22 protein-coding genes and 1 tRNA gene are annotated in these 21,743 nt (G+C 41.9%); 14 read left to right on the forward strand and 9 right to left on the reverse strand.

The genetic code is table 11. From position 1 onward, the window contains the following. Positions 1–18 precede the first annotated feature (18 nt). Both QZ488_RS06655 and QZ488_RS06660 read left to right on the forward strand, forming a co-directional pair. Positions 19–363, forward strand: a complete 345-nt coding sequence (locus tag QZ488_RS06655) for a hypothetical protein (RefSeq protein WP_293747053.1) — start codon at positions 19–21, stop codon at positions 361–363. Further along, complete coding sequence (locus QZ488_RS06660) at positions 364–1,278, forward strand: TonB-dependent receptor (RefSeq protein WP_293747054.1); 915 nt, start codon at positions 364–366, stop codon at positions 1,276–1,278. Positions 1,279–1,430: 152 nt separating this feature from the next. On the opposite strand, the gene QZ488_RS06665 is transcribed toward QZ488_RS06660, so the two are convergent. From QZ488_RS06665 to QZ488_RS06675, 3 genes are read right to left on the reverse strand one after another with little or no spacing between them, the layout of a single operon-like run. Beyond that, positions 1,431–2,042, reverse strand: coding sequence for a gluconate 2-dehydrogenase subunit 3 family protein (locus tag QZ488_RS06665; RefSeq protein ID WP_293747055.1), 612 nt, complete (start codon positions 2,040–2,042; stop codon positions 1,431–1,433). Next, positions 2,042–3,727, reverse strand: coding sequence for a GMC family oxidoreductase (locus QZ488_RS06670; RefSeq protein ID WP_293747056.1), 1,686 nt, complete (start codon positions 3,725–3,727; stop codon positions 2,042–2,044). The genes QZ488_RS06665 and QZ488_RS06670 overlap by 1 nt, the downstream gene beginning before the upstream one ends. Before the next feature lie 55 nt (positions 3,728–3,782). Beyond that, positions 3,783–4,736 carry a TIM barrel protein gene (locus tag QZ488_RS06675; RefSeq protein ID WP_293747057.1) on the reverse strand — a complete coding sequence of 318 codons (954 nt, stop codon included), beginning with the start codon at positions 4,734–4,736 and terminating at the stop codon, positions 3,783–3,785. A 388-nt stretch (positions 4,737–5,124) separates the two neighbouring features. On the opposite strand from QZ488_RS06675, the gene QZ488_RS06680 reads away from it, so the two are divergent. From QZ488_RS06680 to QZ488_RS06715, 8 genes are all read left to right on the forward strand, one after another. Further along, positions 5,125–5,823 (forward strand): DUF1080 domain-containing protein, encoded by a 699-nt coding sequence (locus QZ488_RS06680; protein WP_293747058.1) that lies wholly within the window; start codon positions 5,125–5,127, stop codon positions 5,821–5,823. A gap of 2 nt (positions 5,824–5,825) precedes the next feature. Beyond that, positions 5,826–6,425 carry a hypothetical protein gene (locus QZ488_RS06685; protein ID WP_293747059.1) on the forward strand — a complete coding sequence of 200 codons (600 nt, stop codon included), beginning with the start codon at positions 5,826–5,828 and terminating at the stop codon, positions 6,423–6,425. A gap of 96 nt (positions 6,426–6,521) precedes the next feature. After that, positions 6,522–8,177, forward strand: a complete 1,656-nt coding sequence (locus QZ488_RS06690; protein ID WP_293747060.1) for a c-type cytochrome — start codon at positions 6,522–6,524, stop codon at positions 8,175–8,177. A gap of 37 nt (positions 8,178–8,214) precedes the next feature. Continuing rightward, entirely contained in the window at positions 8,215–9,186 is a 972-nt protein-coding gene (locus tag QZ488_RS06695) for a Gfo/Idh/MocA family oxidoreductase (RefSeq protein ID WP_293747061.1), read from the forward strand. After that, complete coding sequence (locus tag QZ488_RS06700) at positions 9,179–9,379, forward strand: hypothetical protein (protein WP_293747062.1); 201 nt, start codon at positions 9,179–9,181, stop codon at positions 9,377–9,379. Before QZ488_RS06695 ends, QZ488_RS06700 begins: the two co-directional genes overlap by 8 nt. 12 nt (positions 9,380–9,391) lie before the next feature. Beyond that, positions 9,392–10,774, forward strand: coding sequence for a divalent metal cation transporter (locus tag QZ488_RS06705; protein WP_293747063.1), 1,383 nt, complete (start codon positions 9,392–9,394; stop codon positions 10,772–10,774). 5 nt (positions 10,775–10,779) lie between these two features. Continuing rightward, on the forward strand, positions 10,780–11,397 hold the full coding sequence (locus QZ488_RS06710) for a Gfo/Idh/MocA family oxidoreductase (RefSeq protein ID WP_293747064.1): 618 nt from the start codon (positions 10,780–10,782) through the stop codon (positions 11,395–11,397). Then, a complete protein-coding gene (locus QZ488_RS06715) occupies positions 11,361–11,876 on the forward strand; it encodes a hypothetical protein (RefSeq protein ID WP_293747065.1) in 516 nt (171 codons plus the stop codon). Before QZ488_RS06710 ends, QZ488_RS06715 begins: the two co-directional genes overlap by 37 nt. A gap of 669 nt (positions 11,877–12,545) precedes the next feature. On the opposite strand, the gene QZ488_RS06720 is transcribed toward QZ488_RS06715, so the two are convergent. The 6 genes from QZ488_RS06720 to trxA form a co-directional block, all read right to left on the reverse strand. Then, positions 12,546–12,621, reverse strand: a tRNA-Thr gene (locus QZ488_RS06720). A 137-nt stretch (positions 12,622–12,758) separates the two neighbouring features. Further along, on the reverse strand, positions 12,759–13,898 hold the full coding sequence (locus tag QZ488_RS06725) for a 5-(carboxyamino)imidazole ribonucleotide synthase (RefSeq protein WP_293747066.1): 1,140 nt from the start codon (positions 13,896–13,898) through the stop codon (positions 12,759–12,761). A 25-nt stretch (positions 13,899–13,923) separates the two neighbouring features. After that, positions 13,924–14,418, reverse strand: coding sequence for a 5-(carboxyamino)imidazole ribonucleotide mutase (gene purE, locus QZ488_RS06730; protein WP_293747067.1), 495 nt, complete (start codon positions 14,416–14,418; stop codon positions 13,924–13,926). A gap of 128 nt (positions 14,419–14,546) precedes the next feature. Next, positions 14,547–15,839, reverse strand: a complete 1,293-nt coding sequence (locus QZ488_RS06735; RefSeq protein WP_293747068.1) for an amidohydrolase — start codon at positions 15,837–15,839, stop codon at positions 14,547–14,549. A 145-nt stretch (positions 15,840–15,984) separates the two neighbouring features. Beyond that, positions 15,985–17,250 carry a transcription termination factor Rho gene (rho, locus tag QZ488_RS06740; RefSeq protein ID WP_293747069.1) on the reverse strand — a complete coding sequence of 422 codons (1,266 nt, stop codon included), beginning with the start codon at positions 17,248–17,250 and terminating at the stop codon, positions 15,985–15,987. 351 nt (positions 17,251–17,601) lie between these two features. Beyond that, positions 17,602–17,928 (reverse strand): thioredoxin TrxA, encoded by a 327-nt coding sequence (gene trxA, locus QZ488_RS06745; RefSeq protein ID WP_293747070.1) that lies wholly within the window; start codon positions 17,926–17,928, stop codon positions 17,602–17,604. 101 nt (positions 17,929–18,029) lie between these two features. Here trxA and rhlB point away from each other — a divergent pair, with 101 nt between their 5' ends. From rhlB to QZ488_RS06765, 4 genes are all read left to right on the forward strand, one after another. Further along, positions 18,030–19,289 carry an ATP-dependent RNA helicase RhlB gene (gene rhlB, locus QZ488_RS06750; protein WP_293747071.1) on the forward strand — a complete coding sequence of 420 codons (1,260 nt, stop codon included), beginning with the start codon at positions 18,030–18,032 and terminating at the stop codon, positions 19,287–19,289. Beyond that, entirely contained in the window at positions 19,290–20,807 is a 1,518-nt protein-coding gene (locus QZ488_RS06755; RefSeq protein WP_293747072.1) for a guanosine-5'-triphosphate,3'-diphosphate pyrophosphatase, read from the forward strand. A gap of 157 nt (positions 20,808–20,964) precedes the next feature. Then, entirely contained in the window at positions 20,965–21,453 is a 489-nt protein-coding gene (locus QZ488_RS06760; protein ID WP_293747073.1) for a hypothetical protein, read from the forward strand. After that, the gene (locus tag QZ488_RS06765) at positions 21,440–21,727 is read left to right on the forward strand and encodes a transcriptional regulator (protein ID WP_293747074.1); all 288 of its coding nucleotides are present in this window, start codon (positions 21,440–21,442) and stop codon (positions 21,725–21,727) included. Before QZ488_RS06760 ends, QZ488_RS06765 begins: the two co-directional genes overlap by 14 nt. Positions 21,728–21,743 lie beyond the last annotated feature (16 nt).

Consider the following 21,743-nt stretch of genomic DNA (forward strand, 5'->3'; position numbering starts at 1 on the left):
CCTATGTAAATAGTCTCGTTGAAAATTCTATTTTGGCGCATTGACGCCGTATTAGGGAGCGTCCATCTCATCACCCATCAGGTTGCTTTTTCTTATCGTTATTTTGACGGTAGTAATACCACTTATCCTGAACAAAGTGGTGGCCCCGAACTTGCCCAAAGCGAAGCGTTAGACAGCACTGATTACCGCAACCAACAAGCGGCTATTAATTGGCAGTGGCAAATCACTCCCCAATGGAAAAGTAGGGTCTCTAGCACTTGGTTTAATCGAGAAGATGAGTATCGATCGCCTGGCATAGTGCCTTATTCCTCTGTACCAGCGAATGGTGCAAATACTGACTTTACCCGAACCAGCAGCACTTGAGTGAACACTCTAGGTGACCAAGAAAGACTGTGGGCCAATATTGGTTTGGAGACAAAAAAAGAACAAGGTGTGAGCGACGGCTACTTGGATATCGGTTTTTTGCTACCCACCACTTTTGATTTGGATCGCCGCATAAACAGCGCTTTTGTTAATTTAAATGGCTTTGTTACTGAGGGTTTGTTACTGCAAGCTAGCGTACGTCATGATGCTGCTGTTGGTTTTAATGACGACCAAAGTGTGCAATTGGGCGTGCGTTATCAACTGAACGATAATCTGAGTTTTCTGCTTAATCGTGGTGAAGGGTTTAAGTTACCGAGCTTTTTTGCCTTGGGCCATACCTTAGTGGGTAACCCTGATCTAAAGCCTGAAACTTCAATCACAGTGGAATTTGGCGTTGAATGGCAGAGTCAACAAGTGACTGCATCAGCCAACTATTTTGATAATGAATATCGTGATTTAGTGGATTTTGATGCCGAGCTGTTTACCAATGTTAACCGTGCAAGTGTTGATATCAGTGGTGTCGATGGTTATGTGCAATGGCAGTCATTAGATAAAAAATGGCATGTTAATGGGCAATTTAATTACAGTGATATAAATGCGCAGAACCCGCTCAATGGCCGACCTAAAATCACCTTGGGTCCTTCGATTGGTTATAACCCGAATAGTGTGTTGAGTTATAACCTGCAAGGGATGTGGGTTGATGAACGTTATGTTACATCGCTGTATACAGGTGATGCACAACAACAAACGTTAGACAGCTATATGCGGTTTGATGCCAATGTGCAGTATCAATATGATGCTAATTGGCAGTTTTCTTTGCAGCTGACCAATATTACCGACAGCGATTATCAGGATGATATTGGTTTTGCAGCAAATGGACCGGCATTTTATCTAGGCGCAAGTTATAACCTTTAAAACCAATTTTTGATGCGCAATGGAAGAAGTGTTTGCTCCATTGCCTAGTCATTATCAATGAAAGAAAACAATAGTTAACCTGCACTTTTGATAAGTAATGTCTTTTATCTAGAGTGCAGGTTAATACCAATCCGTATAACTCTGGGTTTAGCCTAAGTTGCCCAAGCTCGATCGCCCTTCTTATACTCAAGCTCACCATTATATTTACCCGGAGTCGCTTCATAACGAAGGACCTTTGTTGCCCCTTCTTTTGAGGTGAAAAAACTAAACAGGGTCAGTTGCTTTATCAAGGTAAAATAATGGGGAAGTGGTTTATCATCATTACTATTTCTATCGTAGGGAGTGACCGATAAATAATAGATGTCTTGTTTATTATTGTAAGTTTTGGCATCAACATCCAATTGGGTGACAAACTCAGTTTGCTGTTGCGTGTTTAATAATAAATAGGGTGAGCCATAGTCTTTTTGAGATTGCTCATTCAGGGATTGTAATCCTTGGACCAAGACGTCACGTTCTTTTGAGGTATAACAATCATTCGCTAAAATGAGTGCCATTAATCCTACATTGGCATCTTTGGCTCCTGGTGTACTAGTACGAGGTAAAATGACTTCGGCAACTTCATTAAACAAGATGACATCGTCTGAGGAAAATATCGTCTTGCTTAAGGGGACTTGGCCTTTCATTTCGTAGCCAAAAGCATCGCCTCCCACCATGGCAACACCTGTTGTCGCCATGATCATTTTTAACAGATCGCGTCTATCCATCATAGATTCCTCTTCTTAAGTTCTTCAACCGCAAAACTCGCCGCTCTGGCTGTAATGGCCATATAGGTTAAAGAAGGGTTAACACACGAAGCAGATGTCATACAGGCACCATCGGTAACAAACACATTAGGCGCATCCCAGATTTGGTTATGTTTATTTAGAACAGAGGTTTTCGCGTCTCTGCCCATCCTGGCAGTCCCCATTTCGTGAATGCCTTTGCCTATTGGTGAATCCCCGTCCCAGCCTTGCACATTTTTAACGCCCGCTGCTTCTAACATGTCCATTGCATCTTGTTTCATGTCTTTACGCATGCGTAATTCGTTTGCTTGTAATTCAGCATCCATCGACAAAACAGGCAGTCCCCATTTATCTTTCACACTTTTATCCAGTGTCACTTTGTTCTTGTGATCAGGTAATATTTCACCAAAACCACCCATGCCAATGTTCCATGAGCCGGGTTCAGCCAAAGCATTTTTAAAGTCAGCGCCTATGCCTAACTCAGCGACATTTTGCTGCCAGTTTGAGCGAGATGCTGAGCCCTGATAACCAAAGCCGCGTACATAGTCGCGTTTGTCATTGCCCCAATTACGAAATCTTGGGATGTAGAATCCACAAGGACGTCTACCTGAATAATATTTGTCCTCATAACCTTCAATGCTGCCGTGTGCGCCAACTGCTAGGTGATGATCCATAACGTTATGACCAAGTTCCCCTGAGCTCGAACCTAATCCATTATCCCAAACATCAGTGGCAGAATTCATCATGATCCAAGACGAATTTAAAGTTGAAGCGTTTAAGAAAATAATTTTACTATTAAATACATAGGTTAGATTGGTTTCTGAATCCAGCACTTCAACACCGGTGGCTCTTTTGCTGTTTTTGTCATACAGCACTTGCGTCACTATTGAATAAGGCCTGACGGTCAAGTTACCGGTTTTCATGGCTGCCGGTAAAGTAGAAGATTGGGTGCTGAAGTAGCCACCAAATGGGCAACCAAGCCAACATTTATTTCTGTATTGGCAGCCAACTCTATTTTGTTCGGGCATTGCCTGAGTGATATTCGCGGTGCGGCTATGTATAAGATGGCGCATGCCTTTGTAGACTTTTTCTATGCGTTTCGCGACGTCTTTTTCAACCATATTTAATGGTACTGGCGGTAGAAATTGACCGTCTGGTAGCACGTCTAGACCTTCTTGGGTGCCAGCAATACCGGCAAATTTTTCTACATAGTCATACCAAGGCGCTAAATCTGCGTAGCGAATTGGCCAGTCGACTGCCACCCCATCTTTTAGGTTGGCAGTGAAATCTTCAGCATTCCAGCGGTAACTTTGACGCCCCCAAAGCAAAGAGCGTCCACCCATATGATAACCTCTGAACCAATCAAAACGTTTTACTTCGGTGTAAGGGTGATCCTTATCGTTTGCCCACATACCGTTAGTCATTTCATTTAGGGTATATTCTCGAGCCAACTTAGGGTTATCCGCTTTCATCTGTTGCGTAGGTAACCCTCTATGTGGGTAATCCCAAGCCTCGTGAAATGCATTGGTATAATCTTTGATGTGTTCGATATTGCGACCACGCTCAAGCATCAATACTTTTAGGCCTTTTTCGGCCAACTCTTTAGCTGCCCATCCGCCGCTTATTCCAGAGCCTACTACAATCGCGTCATAATCATTATTTGCCATAAATTTCCCTTAAATACATATTTTTAATTGCTGTAAGATGTTTTTATTAGACGTTTTACACATCACAAATTTGAATTGCTTGTCGCAATGATTCGATTTTCCCAGCGGCGTCTGGCGGGGTCGGAATAAACTCTTGTGCCAAATAGCCCTTGAAACCTGTGGCTAATATTGCCCGTGAAATAGCCGCATAATTTAGCTCTTGTGAATCATCAATTTCATTTCTGCCGGGTACACCAGCGGTGTGGTAATGACCAAAATATTGATGTTCATCTTGTATGGTGCGAATGATGTCGCCTTCGCTAATTTGCATATGATAAATGTCGTATAGCAATTTGAAGTTTGGTGAGTCTAAACGCTTACATAAATCGATACCCCAGCTAGAGTTATCCGCAAAATAGTCAGGATGGTCAACCTTGCTATTAAACAACTCCATTTGGATTACCACTCCGCGTTTTTCAGCATAAGGTAATATTTTCTGCAAACCTCGCACGGCATTATCTAGACCAACAGAGGGCTCGATGCCGCGTTTATTGCCACTAAAACAAATTAGATTGACATAACCAGCATCAGCGACCAAATCAATGTGCTTAAGATAACGTTTGATAAGCTCATCGTGAAATTGACTATCACCCCAACCGTCGGTCAAATTTAGCTCGGCACCATTACACATGGACGAGTAAACACCGTGTTTTTTTAAGGTTGGCCAATCTGTTGGCCCAACTAAGTCAATGGCGGTAAAACCTAAATCTTTTACCACCTGACATAATTCATCAATGTTTAAGTCCCCGTAAGTCCAACGACTTACTGAGTGGTGAATATTACCTTTTAAACTAGGATTCGCTGAAGTAGCAGCTGCAGGGTTTTTGCTTTCGGCTGTAGCCGCAAAAGACAGCGTTGACTGGCCGAATAAGCTGGCACTTGTCAAACCTAATGCCACATTTTTAATTAACTGGCGTCGTGACGCAGAGGTGTTAACTTTTGCTTCGGCAGAATTGCTTAAGTTTGACATTCATCGATACTCCCTATGATTTAAAAATAATTAACAACTGAGTATAAATCTTAACAATTAAACGCCCTTAAAAAGACAAGGTAAATAAAAAAAATGGGAATTACATAGAACAAAACCAAAATTTGGGAAATACAGTAACGAACTTAAAAGAATTCATAATTTAATGACTTCAATATTAGGCGCTTTGCGGCTTTTAGCTTCAATACTTTTGGGCACTAAGAATAATAATACTCAAATCTGTTTTCATTATGATATTTACATAGACAGCCATGTTAATTTTTTGTTCAATGTGTTGATTCTTAATTAAAATAATTGATTCTGAATTGGTGGCCCAGACAGTTTTTGTCATATCTAGGCTTGTATGGTCAAACAATTCAAGAAGGTAAATATGAAATTAGTGACCCGTATCCTGAGTTTTTATTTACTCACAGCCTTTACTCAAAATGCGTTAGCGAATACGCAGTCGTTGATAGATCCGCAATTAAGTCTGTTTCAGAACGTTTACAATTATGGACAGGCTGAAGTCATTGATGATGTGATCAGCCTTAACTCTACAGGCAACTTCTTTTTATTAACTAAAAAAACTTACAAGAATTTCATTCTAAACGTTGAAGTGAAAATGCCGAGTGTCAAAGAATACAGTAACTCTGGGATAATATTTAGAGCTCAGCTTAAACCTACAAAAGAGGGGTACCAAGAGGCGGTAGGTTATCAAGCCGAAGTGGACCCATCTAACAGAAAATGGAGTGGCGGGCTGTACGATCAAGCAAGACGAGAATGGTTGCATCCTCCGCACCCTAGTCGTTCACATCCTGATCATCATTTTATTCGAAATGTGTCACCTATGTGGTCAGCTAAGCGCAGCAATGCCTACAAATCTGGTGAATGGAATCGATATCGTATCGAATGTCGAGGTAGCAATATCAAAATATACCTAAACGATATTTTAACCACACATATAATTGACACCAAAGACCAACAAGGTTTGATTGGCTTACAACATCACGGTAGTGAAGAATTAAGAAAGCTTGGTAAAACCAATAACATCGTACGTTTTCGCAACGTGACCGTTAAGGAATTGGATTGAATATGAAGTATTTTGTTTATCTTTTTGGAGCGCTCTTAACATATAGCAGTGCAGTGCCAGTTGACATGGTTAAGAAAAACAAAGGCGATAGGGAAGGTCACGACATGACACCGCCTATCCCAGCAGAAGCAATACCACCGGCTCCCATCTTATCTGTTGAACAAGCGCTTGCATCGACTCAAATTCAACCGGGGTTTGTGCTCGAAAATGTTGCCTCCAAACCTTTTGTGTTAAGCCCTATCGCGATGGCGTTTGATGGTGGTGGCCGTATGTGGGTGGCAGAAATGACCACTTTTATGCCCGACACTGAGGGTAATAATGAAGAATTACCAGAAGGCAATATCGCCATATTAGAAGACAGCAATGGTGATGGCCAAGTAGATAAACGCACAGTGTTTCTGGATGACGTAATTTTGCCAAGAACAATAGCCTTAGTAAAAGGCGGTATTTTGTATGCTGATCTTGAGCAGCTGTATTTTGCAGAAGTACTTGAGGGCGATAAATTAGGTGTTCGGGAAGTCGTAGACCCAATTTATGCCAAAGGTGGCAATGTTGAACACAAACCGAATGGCATGATGTACTCCTTAGACAATTGGTATTAAAACGCAAAAATCGATCGCCGTTACAAAACACTCAATCTAGATGCTGTTGTTCCCCAAGGCGCTGAAGAAATTTATCGTAATCAATATTGGAAAATGGTGTTAGCCGACACTGAATATAGGGGGCAGTGGGGTATCAGTGTTGATGACTACGGCCGTTTATTCCACAACGGTAATAGCTCACCTGCACAAGGTGAATATTTGCGCCCTAGCTCTCTGGTAACCAGCCCGAGTTTCAAAAAACCTAACGCCAATAATATAGGTACGACTCGTGTTTATCCGTCACGGATTAATCCCGGAGTAAACCGAGCCTATCTGCCCAATATATTGGTAGAAGAGGGGCCGAACAAGGGCAAACTAGCTAATTTCACCGCTGCATCGGGTAATCAGATATACAGAGGCGATCAGTTTCCTGCTGAGTTTTATGGTGTGTCTTTTACTCCAGAGCCAGCTGGAAATTTAGTGTCGGTTCGCAGAGTGATTGAACAGCAGGGGATGCTTGGAGGAACTGAACTGTATCCAGAGTCGGAAATATTAACTTCTACCGATGAGCGTTTTCGTCCGGTGAATCTAAACACAGCACCTGATGGTTCGTTATATATAGTCGATATGTATCACGGTATTATTCAGCACAAAGAGTTTTTAACCACCTACTTACGCGAACAATATGAATCTCGCGGCCTAGATAAAAACAATCGTTCTATGGGCCGTATTTATCGACTACGCTGGCAAGATAGGCCACTTGGTGTTGCCCCTCATTTAAACGACAAATCAGCTGCTCAGTTGGTTGCTTATCTCACGCATACTAATGGTTGGTGGCGTGATACTGCTAGGCGACTATTGGTGCAACTTGGCGACCAAACAGTTGTGCCCGCCATTCGTAAATTACTGAATGACCAAAAGACAGATCATCTTGGAAAAATAAGTGCTTTGTGGACCCTAGAGGGACTGGGTGGATTAAATCTAGCCAGTATTGAGGCGGGGTTAACTGACGCTCATCCTAAAGTGCAAATTTCAGCGATTGCACTGAGTATCAGACTAGCAAAAGTGGATCACCCCATTATTGCTAAACATTTGAATGAAATGGCTTCATCAGATTATGAAGTGGCCCTGCAAATCGCTTTAATTGCCGGTGAAATAAGCGGCGAGTTGCCATTGCAGGCTTTAAAAATGGTCATTAAAACCCACTTAACAGCACCGTTAATAAAAGAGGCCGCTATCAGCGGTCTGAATGAGCGTGAAGCTGAATTTAAAGGGTTAATGGCTGCCAGCCAGCAAATGGAATTTTTGGCCATGCTTGATTCTGTGGGAATAAAAGAGGTGATGAAAAGTAATGTGCTTCAGCTAAGCCAAAGCGGACAGGAAAGTTATCAGCGCGGTAAAGGTTTGTATGATGGCAAGGCTGCTTGTTTTGGTTGCCATGCTAAAAATGGTGAAGGTATCAGTAATATGGGACCACCCTTAGTCGACAGTGAGTGGGTAAAAACCACAACTGAACGCCTAGGGAAAGTGTTGTTACATGGATTAATGGGGCCCATCACAGTCAATCACAAAGACTACAAGGGCAGTATGATTATGCCTGGTTTTGTTGCTTCATTGAGTGACCAAGAATTGGCTGATATCAGCACCTACATACGTAATAACTGGGGCAATGAGTCTTCAGAAGTTAAAGCCGAGACTTTTAGGTCGTTACGAGAAAGCACAGCAGGTAGAAAGGCTCCTTATCAGCAACAAGATTTTGTGACTGGGAAGTAACAGTATTATTAATACTATGCCACAGGGATTTTAGCTAATGACAAGTCAGCAACAGAGTATTCGCTTGGGAGTAATTGGCTTAGGTAATATTGCCAAGCAGCATATTGCTAATGTTACCAGTCAGGCGGTTAGCCAATGTCAGATCACTGCCTTATGTAGCCGTCATCCAAGTGAGTTGACGGCACAGCTGAGTGTTACTCACTTTACAGATTATCGTCAGCTAATCGACTCAGGGTTAGTAGATGCGGTATTGATTGCTACCCCGACTTTTTCTCATTTTGATATTGCTGAATATGCGTTAGCTAACAACATTCATGTGATGTTAGAAAAGCCAATTGCATTGTCGTCTTATCAAGGTGAGCAACTGATTGCTAAAGCGAGCAAAAACACTAAGTTTGCTTTGATGTTGAATCAACGTACTGATCCGACTTTCCTGAAAATCAAACAAATAGTGGACAGTGGTGTGTTGGTCGATATACAACGCACGCACTGGACCATGACCAACTGGTTTCGCCCCGAAATATATTTTCAAGTCAGTGATTGGCGAGCCACTTGGAAAGGTGAAGGTGGTGGGTTGTTGGTGAATCAATGCATTCACAATTTGGATATTTTTCAGTGGATATGCGGTATGCCCAAACAGATTCAGGCTTTTTGTGAGTTTGGTAAATATCACGATATAGAGGTAGAAGACGAAGTCAGTGCAGTGCTGCGTTACAACAACAATGCCACAGGCGTGTTTGTTGCCTCAACGGGCGAAGCGCCGGGAGTAAATCGTTTAGATATTATTGGCGACAAGGGCAGTCTGCATTTTGATGGGGGTAAACTTAGCCAAACGCTTAATAGGCAAAGTACTGCGGATTTCAATCGCAGCACTGACAATATGTTTGGCATGCCAGATTCGGAGACAACAGATATTGTTATTGATGAAACTGTTAATCAACACGCGGTGATAATGAACAACTTTGTACGGGCTATTTTGTATGAAGAGGCGTTAATGGTTAATGGTTAATGCCGAAATGGGTCTGGCCTCTCTGGATTTGGCTAACGCAATGCTGTTATCCACTTGGCAAAATACTGTGATTACCTTCCCACTGGACCGTGTGCTTTATCAAGAGGTTCTCGACCAAAAAATCGCGACTTCTTGCTTACGCCAAAAATCCAATCGCACCGCCACTATTGATATGCAACAGTCATATCGTTAACCAAGGTTAGTTATGAATATTCAACAGCAACAAGAAGTGCAGCTATTACAAGCACTCAGTAAAAAAGCATGGTACGCCAGAATACCTAAATATACCGCGTTAAGTGGTCCCGGTTGGCTGCAAGGGGCGATGACCTTAGGCGGTGGTAGCGCCGTGACTTCGCTTACCATAGGTGCGGTTTTTGGTTACGAATTTTTATGGGTGCAACCTATTGCTATGTTGATTGGTTGTATCATGTTATTTGCCCTTTCTCATCAAACCTTGCACAGCCAAAAATCCCCCTTTGAATCGATGAAAAAACACGTTAATCCCGGTTTGGCATGGGCGTGGGCCATCGCTGCGTTTGCGTCTAGTATTATCTGGGGGTTTGCGCATTACCCGCTGAGTGCAGGCATGTTAGAAGAGATCATTGTTGTATCAACTGGTTTTTCAATCGATCAAGACAATCCATTAGGACGAGATTTATATTTGCTCTTACTGGCTGTCATTGTTTGGGCGGGTTGTGCGTTTACGGCATGGAAATACGGTGCACAAGTTGATGGGGGAAATGGAAAACACAACGCAGTTAGAATTTTTGAGACAGGCATAAAGATACTGAGTGGTTTAATTGTCATCGCGTTTGCTTGGGTGGTGATCAGTGCATCGCTTAATGGCAAGGTTAATTGGACAGCCGTGTTAGCGGGTTATATCCCAAGTTCATTGCCACAAACACCCCAAGGCGTGACCACCATGATGGCGGCGCTTGGCAGTGCCGTTGGTATCAATATGACGTTTATTTACGGTTATACCTTGCTGCATAAAAAGTGGACGCCTGCTCATGTGGAGTTGTCTCGTTATGACATAGGTTTAGGTTTGGTGATCCAATACATCTTAGTCACTAGCCTGATTAGTATTGCCGCCGCCGGTGCGTTTTTTGGTTCAGACATGGATATCCAAGGCAAGCTTAGTCCTACTCAAGCGGGAAAAATGTTTATGTCTGCCGGACTTGACGAAGTCACCAGTCGTTTAATTTTTGCCTGCGGAATTTTGGGCATGGCGGTGGGCTCTTTAGTCATGCATATGCTCTGCTGCGGCTCTGCGGCGGCAGCTATGTTTGGTTGGCAAGAAGGCAGTCTAAAATACAAACTGGCTCTGCTCGCACCGACACCTGCGGTGTTAGGCGTATTTGTTTGGTCTACCATGGGCGCTTACGTAGTGTTACCCACATCGGCCATTTGCGGATTTTTGTTACCTATCGCTTATATCGGTTGGGCGTTACTGCATAACAACAAAGAGTATTTAGGTGATGCAAGGCCTGAGGGTTTGAAAAGGTATGTATTCAATGCGGCAATGTTACTTTGTATTATCACTGTGCTGAGTAGTGTTGCGTATTCTACTTATGTGCAATTAAGGTAGGGGATATGGATAATCAATCTGTACAACAACAACCCAACATAAAAGACGGCGCTCACTACAGTCCAGAAGGCCGAGTCAAAAAGGTGGTTCAACAGGGAGACTTTTTCTTTTCTGTGGCATTTTTAGACCATGGGCACATATATGCGCAAACTAACGGTTTAGTACAAGCAGGTGCTAGCCTAAAATATGTTTACGACCCAGACCCTATAAAACGTGCCGAGTTTTGTGCCAAATATCCACAAGTCATAGGTGTTGATTCCTTTGAGGAAATATTAGCTGATACTCAAACTCAGCTGGTTGCCAGTGCTGCCACTCCTAATCTACGGGCAGATATTGGTATTAAAGTGCTGCAAGCGGGCAAAGATTATTTTACAGATAAATCCCCATTCACCACCCTCGAGCAGTTACAAAAAGTGAAACAAGTGGTGGCGCAAACACAGCAAAAGTATGCCGTGTATTATGCCGAACGATTGCATAACGAAGCGGCTTGGCATGCGGGAGAATTAATTAAGTCGGGTGCAATTGGCCGAGTCTTACAAGTGATCAATTTAGCACCCCATCGGTTAGCCAAAACAACACGACCAGATTGGTTTTTGATAAACAAGCCTATGGCGGGATCTTAACTGATATTGGCTCGCATCAGGTCGAGCCGTTTTTAACATACAGTGGGGCAACTGATGCCGATATCAATTTTGCGCGTGCCAGCAATTTAAATAATAGCGATAAACCTGATTTAGAAGATTTTGGTGAGTTGTCTATGACAGGCAATAACGGTACATCTTTTTATACTCGTGTAGATTGGTTTACCCCAAACGGTCAAGCCACATGGGGGGATGGGCGCACGTTTATCTTAGGCACTGAAGGCAATATTGAATGCCGTAAGTACAATGATGTAGCCCGTCAAGCTCCTGCTTCAAAACTGTTTTTAACCAATGCTGATAAAGAGCAAGAAATTGACTGTATTGATAAAAGTGGCTTTCCATTTTTTGGCCAGCTCATTTTAGATGTGATTAACCGAACAGAACACGCCATGACACAGGCCCATGTGTTTAAAGCCGCTGAACTAAGTCTGTTAGCACAAGACTTGGCAGATAATAGTTAGATGAGTTAACCAGTTTGGGTTGACCTAACATAATGATTGATATTATTACCCTGATTTTTGAGCGAGCAATGGCCAAGGTTAAAGTGTTATGCGTGAATAATGGGGTCGTAGTCAATTTAAATGGATAAAAAGTTTTCTGGAGCTTGAATTACACGCCCAAACGAAATCATATTCGGACTTAAAGTCTTTTAAATTCAATCGATTGAGATTTCATGATAATCAATAAAAACATAAAAATAATTTAGAATCAGATAGTTAGTGGGATGGTGCCGACTATCGGAGTCGAACTGCTATGAGGCTTAGCTACTGATTACAAAGCTGTTTGAAGACAAGACTAAAGAAAAGTGGTGCCGACTACCGGAGTCGAACTGCTATGAGACTTAGCTACTGATTACAAAGCTGTTTGAAGACAAGACTAAAGAAAAGTGGTGCTTACTATCGGAGTCGAACTGCTATGAGGCTTAGCTACTGATTACAAAGCTGTTTGAAGACAAGACTAAAGAAAAGTAGTGCCGACTTTCGGAGTCGAACTGCTATGAGGCTTAGCTACTGATTACAAAGCTGTTTGAAGACAAGACTAAAGAAAAGTGGTGCTGACTTTCGGAGTCGAACTGCTATGAGGCTTAGCGACTGATTACAAAACTGTTTGAAGACAAGACTAAAGAAAAGTGGTGCCGACTACCGGAGTCGAACTGGTGACCTACTGATTACAAGTCAGTTGCTCTACCAACTGAGCTAAGTCGGCACTGTTTTTTCTTTAACGTGACGCTACTTTAGGAGTGTTGGTAAACTACTTTGCAGCAGCTAATCCCTAAAGCGAGCGCTATTGTATTCACAATTTATATGATGTCAATCAAATACCATAAAATTATATTCAGACGCTTAAAGTTTCACCAATCTGGCTGCTTCATCTTTAAGCGTCGGGAAGTATTCTATAGGCACGTATTCAGCCAAAGCCAACATTGTTTTGCCTAGTTCAGCATAATTATCGGCACATAAATTAAAATGTCCCATTTTGCGTTTTTTCCGCGGTGTTTTGCCATACCAATGTAAATGGCAACCTGGAATGCCAAGCATATCGCGGGCAAAATCTTTGCAGCCAATGATATTGATCATTGCGGTGGGTGAGGTCACTTTAGTTGAACCTAAAGGTAATCCCCTCACAGCTCTAAGATGATTCTCAAACTGACAGGTGTCTGCGCCTTGCATGGTCCAATGCCCTGAGTTATGCACTCGTGGAGCAATTTCATTGACTAACAATTGTTCACCAATTTGGAAAAATTCTACTGCCAATACACCTACGTAATCTAAGGATTCTGCTAATTTATTGAAGATGTTTTGTGCTTGTTGATTGAGTGTTTCATCAACTTGCGGGGCAGGTGCAATAGAGACATGTAATTGGCCCTGATAATGCAAGTTTTCAGCAAGTGGATAATAAGCTATATCACCTTTGCTACTGCGCACTGCAACCAATGAAAGCTCTCGATCAAAGTTGAGCATTTTCTCAACAATCAAAGGTACCTTGTGCAAATCCAGCTTTGATAACTGTTGTTTAAGTTCAGGTAAGTCGTTTTTGTTCTGTAAACGCCATTGGCCGTATCCATCATAGCCATCTCTACTTGCTTTGATGATTAATCTTTCACCAAGCTTTTCGACTGCGGCATCTAATTGTTCAACATCGGTGACGATTTCAAATGGGCAGTTGGCAATCGCAAGTTTTTCGAGTAATTTTTTCTCACGCACTCTATCAGCGCCAGTTAAAATTGCCTCTACACTTGGTTTGAGCTTGCCACTAGCATGGACTAGCTCAAGTAAGTCCTCAGGAATATGTTCAAATTCAACTGTGATGGCGTTCACTTCCTCAATCATTCTATCAAGGGAGTTGTTGATTATCTGTTTACTCACAGGATCGACTATTTTGTTGTTAGCAACATCTACTGCTTGAACACTTACGCCAATCGGGTAAGCAGCTAAAGCCATCATTCTAGCCAACTGGCCTGATCCCAGAACTAATATGCTCATTTACACAATCCCAAGTCGATTTTTATCATAAAGAGGGAAGCACTAATTCGTCTTGTGCTAACACAGTAGCTGTTTGCTCAGCACGAAAGTCTTTAATTGCTTGTTGTACGTCTGGATTTTGCAGACCCACTACCTGTGCTGCCAACAATCCAGCATTAGCTGCACCTGCTTCACCGATCGCTAAAGTGCCTACTGCTACACCTTTGGGCATTTGTACAATAGAGAGCAGAGAATCAATACCGTTTAATTGACTAGAGCGAACAGGTACACCAAACACAGGTAAATGTGTATGCGCTGCTATCATGCCCGGTAAATGCGCTGCGCCACCTGCACCACCAATAATTACTTGGAAGCCTTGTTCAGCAGCTTGCTCAGCAAAGTCTGTGAGTAAATTAGGTGTACGATGCGCTGATACAACTTTAGCTACATAGCTTACGCCAAGTTTGTCTAACATGAGCGCCGCGTTTTGCATGGTAGGCCAATCAGATTTTGAGCCCATTACTATTGCCACGTTTGGCATAATTTTCTCTCTTAAATCACATTTTAGGGTGTGGGGGAACCAGTCCCCCTAAAATTTTGGACGCGTATTGTAGCTTATCGCAATCAGCATAGAAACCACCCTAATTAATGGAAATTAAAGAGTCAAAATTAATGCTGATTCATGTAATCCAAGGTTAAGTCTGTGAGCAGTTTAACTCCTGTTTTCATACCCGAGTCGTCAACATAAAACTCTGGAGTGTGGTGGACTGGAGCTTGGTCTTCTGGTACATCTAATGGTTTACCACCCACCCACATATATAGTCCGGGGACTTTTTCCTGAAAAAATGAAAAGTCTTCGGCACCCGTTACTGGTTTGCTATAAATGACATTTTCTCGGCCAGCGCTTTTAATCAGTGTAGGCACCATTTTTTCGGTGAGTGCAGGATCGTTGTAGGTAATGGGATAGTAATAATCTAACGGCAAAGTCACTTCAACTTCGGCACGCATACTGTCAGCAATGCCTTTCACTTTTCTGGGCAGCGCTTCATACATATGTTCTCGTGCGGCTTTATTTAAGGTACGAATAGTGCCAACCAACTCAACTTCACTGGGAATAATATTCGAACGGTTACCGCCATGAATAGAACCAATTGTGACCACGGCTGCTTCGTCAATGAGTTTAATTTCTCGGCTGACAATGGTTTGTAAACTCATAATAATTTGTGCTGCGGTGGTAATCGGATCCACACTTAACCAAGGGTAAGCGCCGTGGGCTTGTTTGCCTTTTATAACGATTTTAAAAGGGTCAACTGCTGCCATAGAGCCGCCTTCTTTGTAGCGTATTTTACCCACATCTGTATCAGCACTGATATGCAAACCAAAAATCACGTCTACATCTGGATTTTTGAGTACACCTTCTTCAACCATCATCTGGGCCCCTCCTTTCTCTCCTCTAGGGGCACCTTCTTCTGCGGGTTGAAAAATAAACTTCACTTTGCCTCTTAGCTCACTTTTCATATTGACTAAAATTTCTGCTGCGCCCATTAGCATAGCAACATGCGTATCATGTCCACAGGCATGCATTACGGGTACATCGTTACCTTCAAGTTCGCCGCGTTTAGTTGACTTCCAAGGTAAATCATTTTGTTCAAGCACTGGCAGCCCGTCTATATCAGCGCGTAGTGCTACTACTGGTCCTGGTTTACCACTATCAAGAACTGCTACTACTCCTGTTATGGCAACCCCTGTTTGCACTTCTAATCCAAGGCTTTTAAGGTGTTTGGTGATGTACTTTGCGGTTTCAAACTCGCGGTTGGATAGTTCGGGGTTTTGATGTAGATGATGACGCCACTTAATAACCTGAGGTTCGATATCGTTAACCATTTGTTCGACGTTTGATGCGGCGAATATACTGGGCGTGAAAGTTAAGAGTAATAATGCGGCGGGTATAAACTGTTTCATTGATCATCGACTGTAAGTGAACGAATAACTAATATGTTAAAAGCATCTGGACTTGTCAAATATTAAGCTTAAGTTGTTAGAAGGGCGCATAAAAAAATCCGCTAGCAGTTTCCTGTAAGCGGATTTAGATCGATCTACAGATTGGTTAGCTCTTTTGTCTGCGCATAGCAGTAAAGAACTCATTGTTTGTTTTAGTCATAGACAACTTACCGATAAGAAACTCCATCGCGTCTATCTCAGACATTTCATGCACTATCTTGCGCAATATCCACATTTTTTGTAATTCGTCAGGTGTGGTTAATAACTCTTCACGACGTGTACCAGAACGATTGTAATCAATCGCGGGGAATACACGTTTTTCAGCAATTTTACGGTTCAGGTGTAATTCCATATTACCTGTGCCTTTAAATTCTTCGTAAATAACTTCATCCATTTTAGAGCCAGTATCTATCAAAGCTGTGGCAATAATAGTTAAGCTACCGCCTTCTTCGATGTTACGTGCGGCACCAAAGAAACGCTTAGGTTTGTGTAATGCATTGGCATCTACACCACCGGTTAATACTTTTCCTGATGAAGGTATCACTGTGTTGTAAGCTCGTGCTAAACGGGTAATAGAGTCGAGTAAGATAACCACGTCTTTTTTGTGCTCGACTAAACGTTTGGCTTTTTCAATCACCATTTCAGCTACTTGAACGTGGCGGCTGGCTGGCTCATCAAAAGTAGACGCTACTACTTCACCGCGCACCAAGCGCTGCATTTCGGTCACTTCTTCTGGTCGCTCATCAATCAACAATACCATTAATAAACATTCTGGATGATTAGCCGCAATAGATTGGGCGATATTTTGTAACAGTAATGTTTTACCTGCTTTAGGTGGAGCAACGATTAAACCACGTTGACCACGACCAATTGGTGCCGCCAAATCTAAAACCCGTGCAGTAATATCTTCACTACTGCCGTTACCACGTTCCATAATTAAACGTTCGTTAGCATGTAGGGGGGTTAAGTTTTCAAATAATATTTTATTACGAGCATTTTCAGGACGGTCGTAATTGACCTCGCTTATTTTTAATAATGCGAAGTAACGTTCTGTATCTTTAGGTGGGCGTATTTTCCCAGCAATCGTATCGCCAGTGCGCAGGTTGAAGCGTCTGATCTGACTAGGCGAAACATAAATGTCGTCTGGCCCTGCTAAGTATGAAGAGTCGTTGGAACGCAAGAATCCAAAACCATCTTGAAGAATTTCCAGTACGCCATTACCAAAAATGTCTTCACCGCTTTTAGCGTGAGATTTAAGGATAGAAAAAATAATGTCTTGTTTACGAGCGCGAGCCATGTTTTCTAGCTTCATTTCTTCGGCTAGTTTAACCAGTTCACTGATCGGTTTGTTCTTGAGTTCCGTTAGGTTCATAATTGGTGGGTCTTTATGCTAGAAGCTTGTTATTAAAGCCAGTTTGATTGAGTGATTCAAAAGTTTTTACTTATTTACATCTCTGATTTGAGCGAAGTATAGGGGTGTTCAGGTGTGAACAGACTAAAAGTTAGCACCAAAAAATCCCTGCGTCCAGTGAATTGTCTAGTTGTCAGCTGATTTAACGCAATAATACTTCCCTTGTTTATACTATCGGTCAATGACAGAAAACCTGTATAACAATTTATTTACAATAGGAATGGGCGCTGTAGCCAAGGATAGAGTTTAGACACCTACAAAAAAGCTCAGCACTTGCTGAGCTTATTTATTTCATTTTGTAATAACGAAAGACTAAATGTTTTCGTTCAAAAATTCCAAAAGTTGCGCTTTTGATAATGCGCCGACCTTAGTTGCAGCAACATTACCGTCTTTAAATAACAATAATGTAGGTATACCTCTAATACCATACTTAGGCGGTGTTTCGTTATTTTCATCGACATTCAGCTTACCAACTGTTACTTTGCCGTCAAATTCGTCAGCCACTTCATGCAGTATTGGTGCGATCATTTTACATGGACCACACCATTCTGCCCAAAAATCAACTAACACAGGACCAGCAGCATTGATAACATCGGCCTCGAAACTATCATCAGATAACTGGATAATTTTGTCGCTCATTTTTTTCTCCGTAATTTTTTCTCTCGCTGACATGCGTCAGCGCGGTTATGATTGTTATATAGAAACTGGTTTTTAATGCAAGCAATGATAAGCTATAAGCTATGCCAACTACACATTTAACCGACACAAAATTTTCAGACTTACCCATTCATCAACAGGTTGTAGATGCGCTATCTGCGGCCAAATTTAACCAATGTACACCTATTCAAGCGTTGAGTTTACCGTCCTTACTTGAAGGCAATGATATTGCTGGTCAAGCACAAACAGGAACGGGTAAAACAATTGCATTTTTAGTCGCCACTTTCCACTATTTGTTGAGTAACCCTCAAGACTCTAAACGCCAGCCTAGGGCTATCATCATGGCACCTACCCGTGAGCTAGCGGTGCAAATTTTTAACGATGCAGAGTTGCTAAGCGAACACACAGGTTTAACCCTTGGGTTGATTTATGGGGGCGAAGGTTATCAAAGTCAACGGGAAAAATTGCAAGGTGGTGTAGATATTATTATTGGCACTACTGGCCGTATCATTGATTATTACAAACAAAATATCTTTTCATTAGCTGGGATCCAAGTCGCGGTATTGGATGAAGCTGATCGTATGTTTGATTTAGGCTTTATTAAAGATATACGGTTTTTGTTTAATCGGATGCCAAAACCGGCCAACCGTTTAAGTATGTTGTTTTCTGCTACATTGTCTTATCGCGTCCAAGAGTTGGCTTACGACCACATGGACAATCCTACCCATGTGCAGATTGAACCAGAAAGAAAAACCGCGGAACGTGTAAAAGAAGAGTTATTTTATCCTTCAGATGAAGACAAACCCTACCTGCTACTGACTCTGATGGAAGAAGAATGGCCAGACAAAGCCATTGTATTTGCCAACACTAAACATGGTTGTGAAAGAGTCTCTGATTGGTTAGAAGCAGATAACCATAGAGTCGGTTTGTTAAGTGGTGATGTACCTCAGAATAAACGCCTTAAAATACTAGAAAATTTTACCTCTGGTGTGCTTGATGTATTGGTTGCTACAGATGTTGCCGCTCGTGGTTTACATATTCCTTCGGTAAGTCATGTGTTTAACTATGATTTACCTGACGACGCAGAAGATTACGTACACCGAATTGGTAGAACTGGTCGAGCGGGGGAAAGTGGTAGTTCTATTAGTTTTGCTTGCGAAAAATACGCATTAAACCTACCGGCGATTGAAGAATATGTACAACACTCAATCCCAGTGACAGAGTACAACCCAAATGATCTAATGCGTGAGGTACGTCCACCTAAACCTCGCTTTAAGAAGCGAATGCAAAGTGGTAAAAGTCACCAAAAACGTCCTTCAGGTCCACGCCCTAATCGGAAGTAGATGAATAATAATACCGAAATTGTCGCACCCTTTTCTCAACCTGAGCAGTTGTATGCAGCTGTAGATTTGGGCTCCAACAGCTTTCATATGGTCATTGTGCGAGTTGTGGCTGGCAGTGTGCATATTATTGGCAAGGTGAAACAAAAAGTGCGTCTAGCCGCTGGGCTAGATGAAAATATGGTACTCGATCAACTTAGCCTTGAAAGAGGTTGGAGTTGCCTTGAAACGTTCGCTGAACGTTTACAAGATATCCCACTTTCAAATATCAAAATTGTTGGTACTGCCACCTTACGCTTGGCCGCCAATGCCGATGTGTTTATCGAAAAAGCTGAACAAATTCTCAATCATAAGTTAGACGTCATTGATGGTGAGGAAGAAGCGAGGCAAATTTATTTGGGCGTAGCTTACACTTCTGCAAACCAAGGTAATTCTTTAGTCATCGACATTGGTGGCGCAAGCACAGAAGTGATTGTTGGCAATGATATGAATCCGATTCATTTAATCAGTATGAATATGGGCTGTGTCACATTTAAGGAACGCTTTTTCGCTGATGGCAATATATCAGAGCAGAGTTTTGAGCAGGCTATACGAGAGGCTAAGTCTTTATTAGAGCCTGTGAAAGAGGACTTCATCAGTTTTGATTGGCAACAATGTTTAGGTGCATCGGGTACGCCCCAAGCCATTACTGAAATTTTAGTGACCCAAGGTATTAGTGACTCTATCCGCATAGATTATCTTTATAACCTAAAACAACAATGTATTGATTGTGTGACCATAGATCTATTGCACATAGAGGGTTTAACAGAAGCTAGACGCGCTATTTTCCCCAGCGGTTTGGCTATATTAATTGCCTTGTTTGAACAGTTAAATATCCAAGAAATGCAAATTTCTGGTGGCGCGTTACGCGAAGGTCTTATCTATGGCATGTTAGACAACATGCAGCAAAATGATCGTAGGCTACAAACACTTGAGCAGTGTATCGAACATTTCCATATTGAATCTGAGCATGCCAGTCGTGTTAAAGGTGTAGCCCAAAGCCTGTTTAAACAAGTACAAGAGCAAATAGTGTTAGGTAAGGTGGATTGCGAAGCAATGTTAATGGCTTCCGCTATGCTGCATGAAATTGGCTTACATATTGAATATAAACTACATCACCAACATGGTGCTTATATTCTCAATCACTTGCCTATGGTCGGTTATACGCAACAGCAACGCGCCGGAATTAAAGCGCTCGTACAAAGTCATAGACAGGAAATAAAACTCGGATTGTTTGACCCCTTTCATCCAGAAGTACGCCAAGCGTTGTTGGTCCTTGTCAGAATTTTACGTTTGTCTTGTTTGCTTTCTATCCGCCGAAAAGACATTCTGTTGGCAGATTTCACATTAACCATTTCTGATGAAAAGTGGACACTTACTTTCCCTAAAGGCTGGTTAAAATCACATCCTTTGATTGATGCCGAGTTGGCCAACGAAAAGTGGCAGCAACATAAAGTGGGCTGGGTGTTGGAGTGTTTTTAACGCCTCAATTTGCGTAAAGTGACCCCACAGATACCTAGAAATTTTCTAATTTTGTTCTTTTTTAAAAGCCTTGGCTTTCCTTGTTGGAAACTTAAAGCTTTCCATATCGGAAAGTTTGTATTACATTACTTTCCTCATTGGAAAATAAGGACGTGAAATGAACGAGAGTAATGCCCAAGTGAATACTCAAGAAGCTAAGTTAGCATTATTGCTTATTGAGCAACAAAAAATGAAAGCTTCGAATGTGGCTCGTATGCCAATTTGGTTAAATGTTATCTTTTCAGTCTTGGTTACATGGTTAGTATATTTTGAGCTAATTAACCGTGAGTTGAGATTAAGTGACTTAAGCCTGCCGATTCTACTTTTGGGGCTGCTTGTAATTTTAGGGCTGTGGAGTAAGCACCTTGAACGAAAGGGACTAAAAGTTAAGTGGTTTCCTAATAAGAAAATCACCTATGTTGCTTTTATAATTGGCGTTTGTTTAGGTATGTTCGGAGATGAAATAGGAATGTATATATATGAAGAGCTATCCCCTTGGGGCTCATACATAGTTCCGCTAACGACAACCATATTACTGGTCTATTTTGGGCATCGATTCCCTTTATCTGAAGTAGTTACTGCAGATGTGTTAAATGAAAAGCGCTAATTTCGATGACCTTATACATGCACCCAATCGATTAATGATTTGTGCCATGTTGGAGCCGGTTTCTGAGATGGAATTTGCATTGCTCAAAGAGCAGTTAGCTGTAAGTGATTCTGTACTATCTAAACACTTGAAGGCACTCTCCGACGCTAATTACTTGAATCTAGTAAAAGTAACTCAGAATGGCAGACAACGCACTTGGTTGTCCTTATCTAAAGTTGGAAAAGATGCTTACAACGCACATGTTAGAGCGTTGAAAAGTATTGTGGGAAATTGAGCTTTCTTACTTTTTA

The sequence above is a fragment of the uncultured Paraglaciecola sp. genome, assembly GCF_913020055.1.
Lineage (GTDB): Bacteria > Pseudomonadota > Gammaproteobacteria > Enterobacterales > Alteromonadaceae > Paraglaciecola.

Coding starts and splice junctions, on each gene's coding strand:
- rhlB (WP_293747071.1), top strand. CDS start 18,030: ATGCCAACTACACATTTAACCGACACAAAATTTTCAGACTTACCCATT.
- QZ488_RS06705 (WP_293747063.1), top strand. CDS start 9,392: ATGAATATTCAACAGCAACAAGAAGTGCAGCTATTACAAGCACTCAGT.
- QZ488_RS06665 (WP_293747055.1), bottom strand. CDS start 2,042: ATGGATAGACGCGATCTGTTAAAAATGATCATGGCGACAACAGGTGTT.
- trxA (WP_293747070.1), bottom strand. CDS start 17,928: ATGAGCGACAAAATTATCCAGTTATCTGATGATAGTTTCGAGGCCGAT.
- QZ488_RS06760 (WP_293747073.1), top strand. CDS start 20,965: ATGAACGAGAGTAATGCCCAAGTGAATACTCAAGAAGCTAAGTTAGCA.
- purE (WP_293747067.1), bottom strand. CDS start 14,418: ATGCCAAACGTGGCAATAGTAATGGGCTCAAAATCTGATTGGCCTACC.
- QZ488_RS06755 (WP_293747072.1), top strand. CDS start 19,290: ATGAATAATAATACCGAAATTGTCGCACCCTTTTCTCAACCTGAGCAG.
- QZ488_RS06725 (WP_293747066.1), bottom strand. CDS start 13,898: ATGAGCATATTAGTTCTGGGATCAGGCCAGTTGGCTAGAATGATGGCT.
- QZ488_RS06675 (WP_293747057.1), bottom strand. CDS start 4,736: ATGTCAAACTTAAGCAATTCTGCCGAAGCAAAAGTTAACACCTCTGCG.
- QZ488_RS06670 (WP_293747056.1), bottom strand. CDS start 3,727: ATGGCAAATAATGATTATGACGCGATTGTAGTAGGCTCTGGAATAAGC.
- QZ488_RS06710 (WP_293747064.1), top strand. CDS start 10,780: ATGGATAATCAATCTGTACAACAACAACCCAACATAAAAGACGGCGCT.
- QZ488_RS06680 (WP_293747058.1), top strand. CDS start 5,125: ATGAAATTAGTGACCCGTATCCTGAGTTTTTATTTACTCACAGCCTTT.
- QZ488_RS06765 (WP_293747074.1), top strand. CDS start 21,440: ATGAAAAGCGCTAATTTCGATGACCTTATACATGCACCCAATCGATTA.
- QZ488_RS06685 (WP_293747059.1), top strand. CDS start 5,826: ATGAAGTATTTTGTTTATCTTTTTGGAGCGCTCTTAACATATAGCAGT.
- rho (WP_293747069.1), bottom strand. CDS start 17,250: ATGAACCTAACGGAACTCAAGAACAAACCGATCAGTGAACTGGTTAAA.
- QZ488_RS06700 (WP_293747062.1), top strand. CDS start 9,179: ATGGTTAATGCCGAAATGGGTCTGGCCTCTCTGGATTTGGCTAACGCA.
- QZ488_RS06735 (WP_293747068.1), bottom strand. CDS start 15,839: ATGAAACAGTTTATACCCGCCGCATTATTACTCTTAACTTTCACGCCC.
- QZ488_RS06695 (WP_293747061.1), top strand. CDS start 8,215: ATGACAAGTCAGCAACAGAGTATTCGCTTGGGAGTAATTGGCTTAGGT.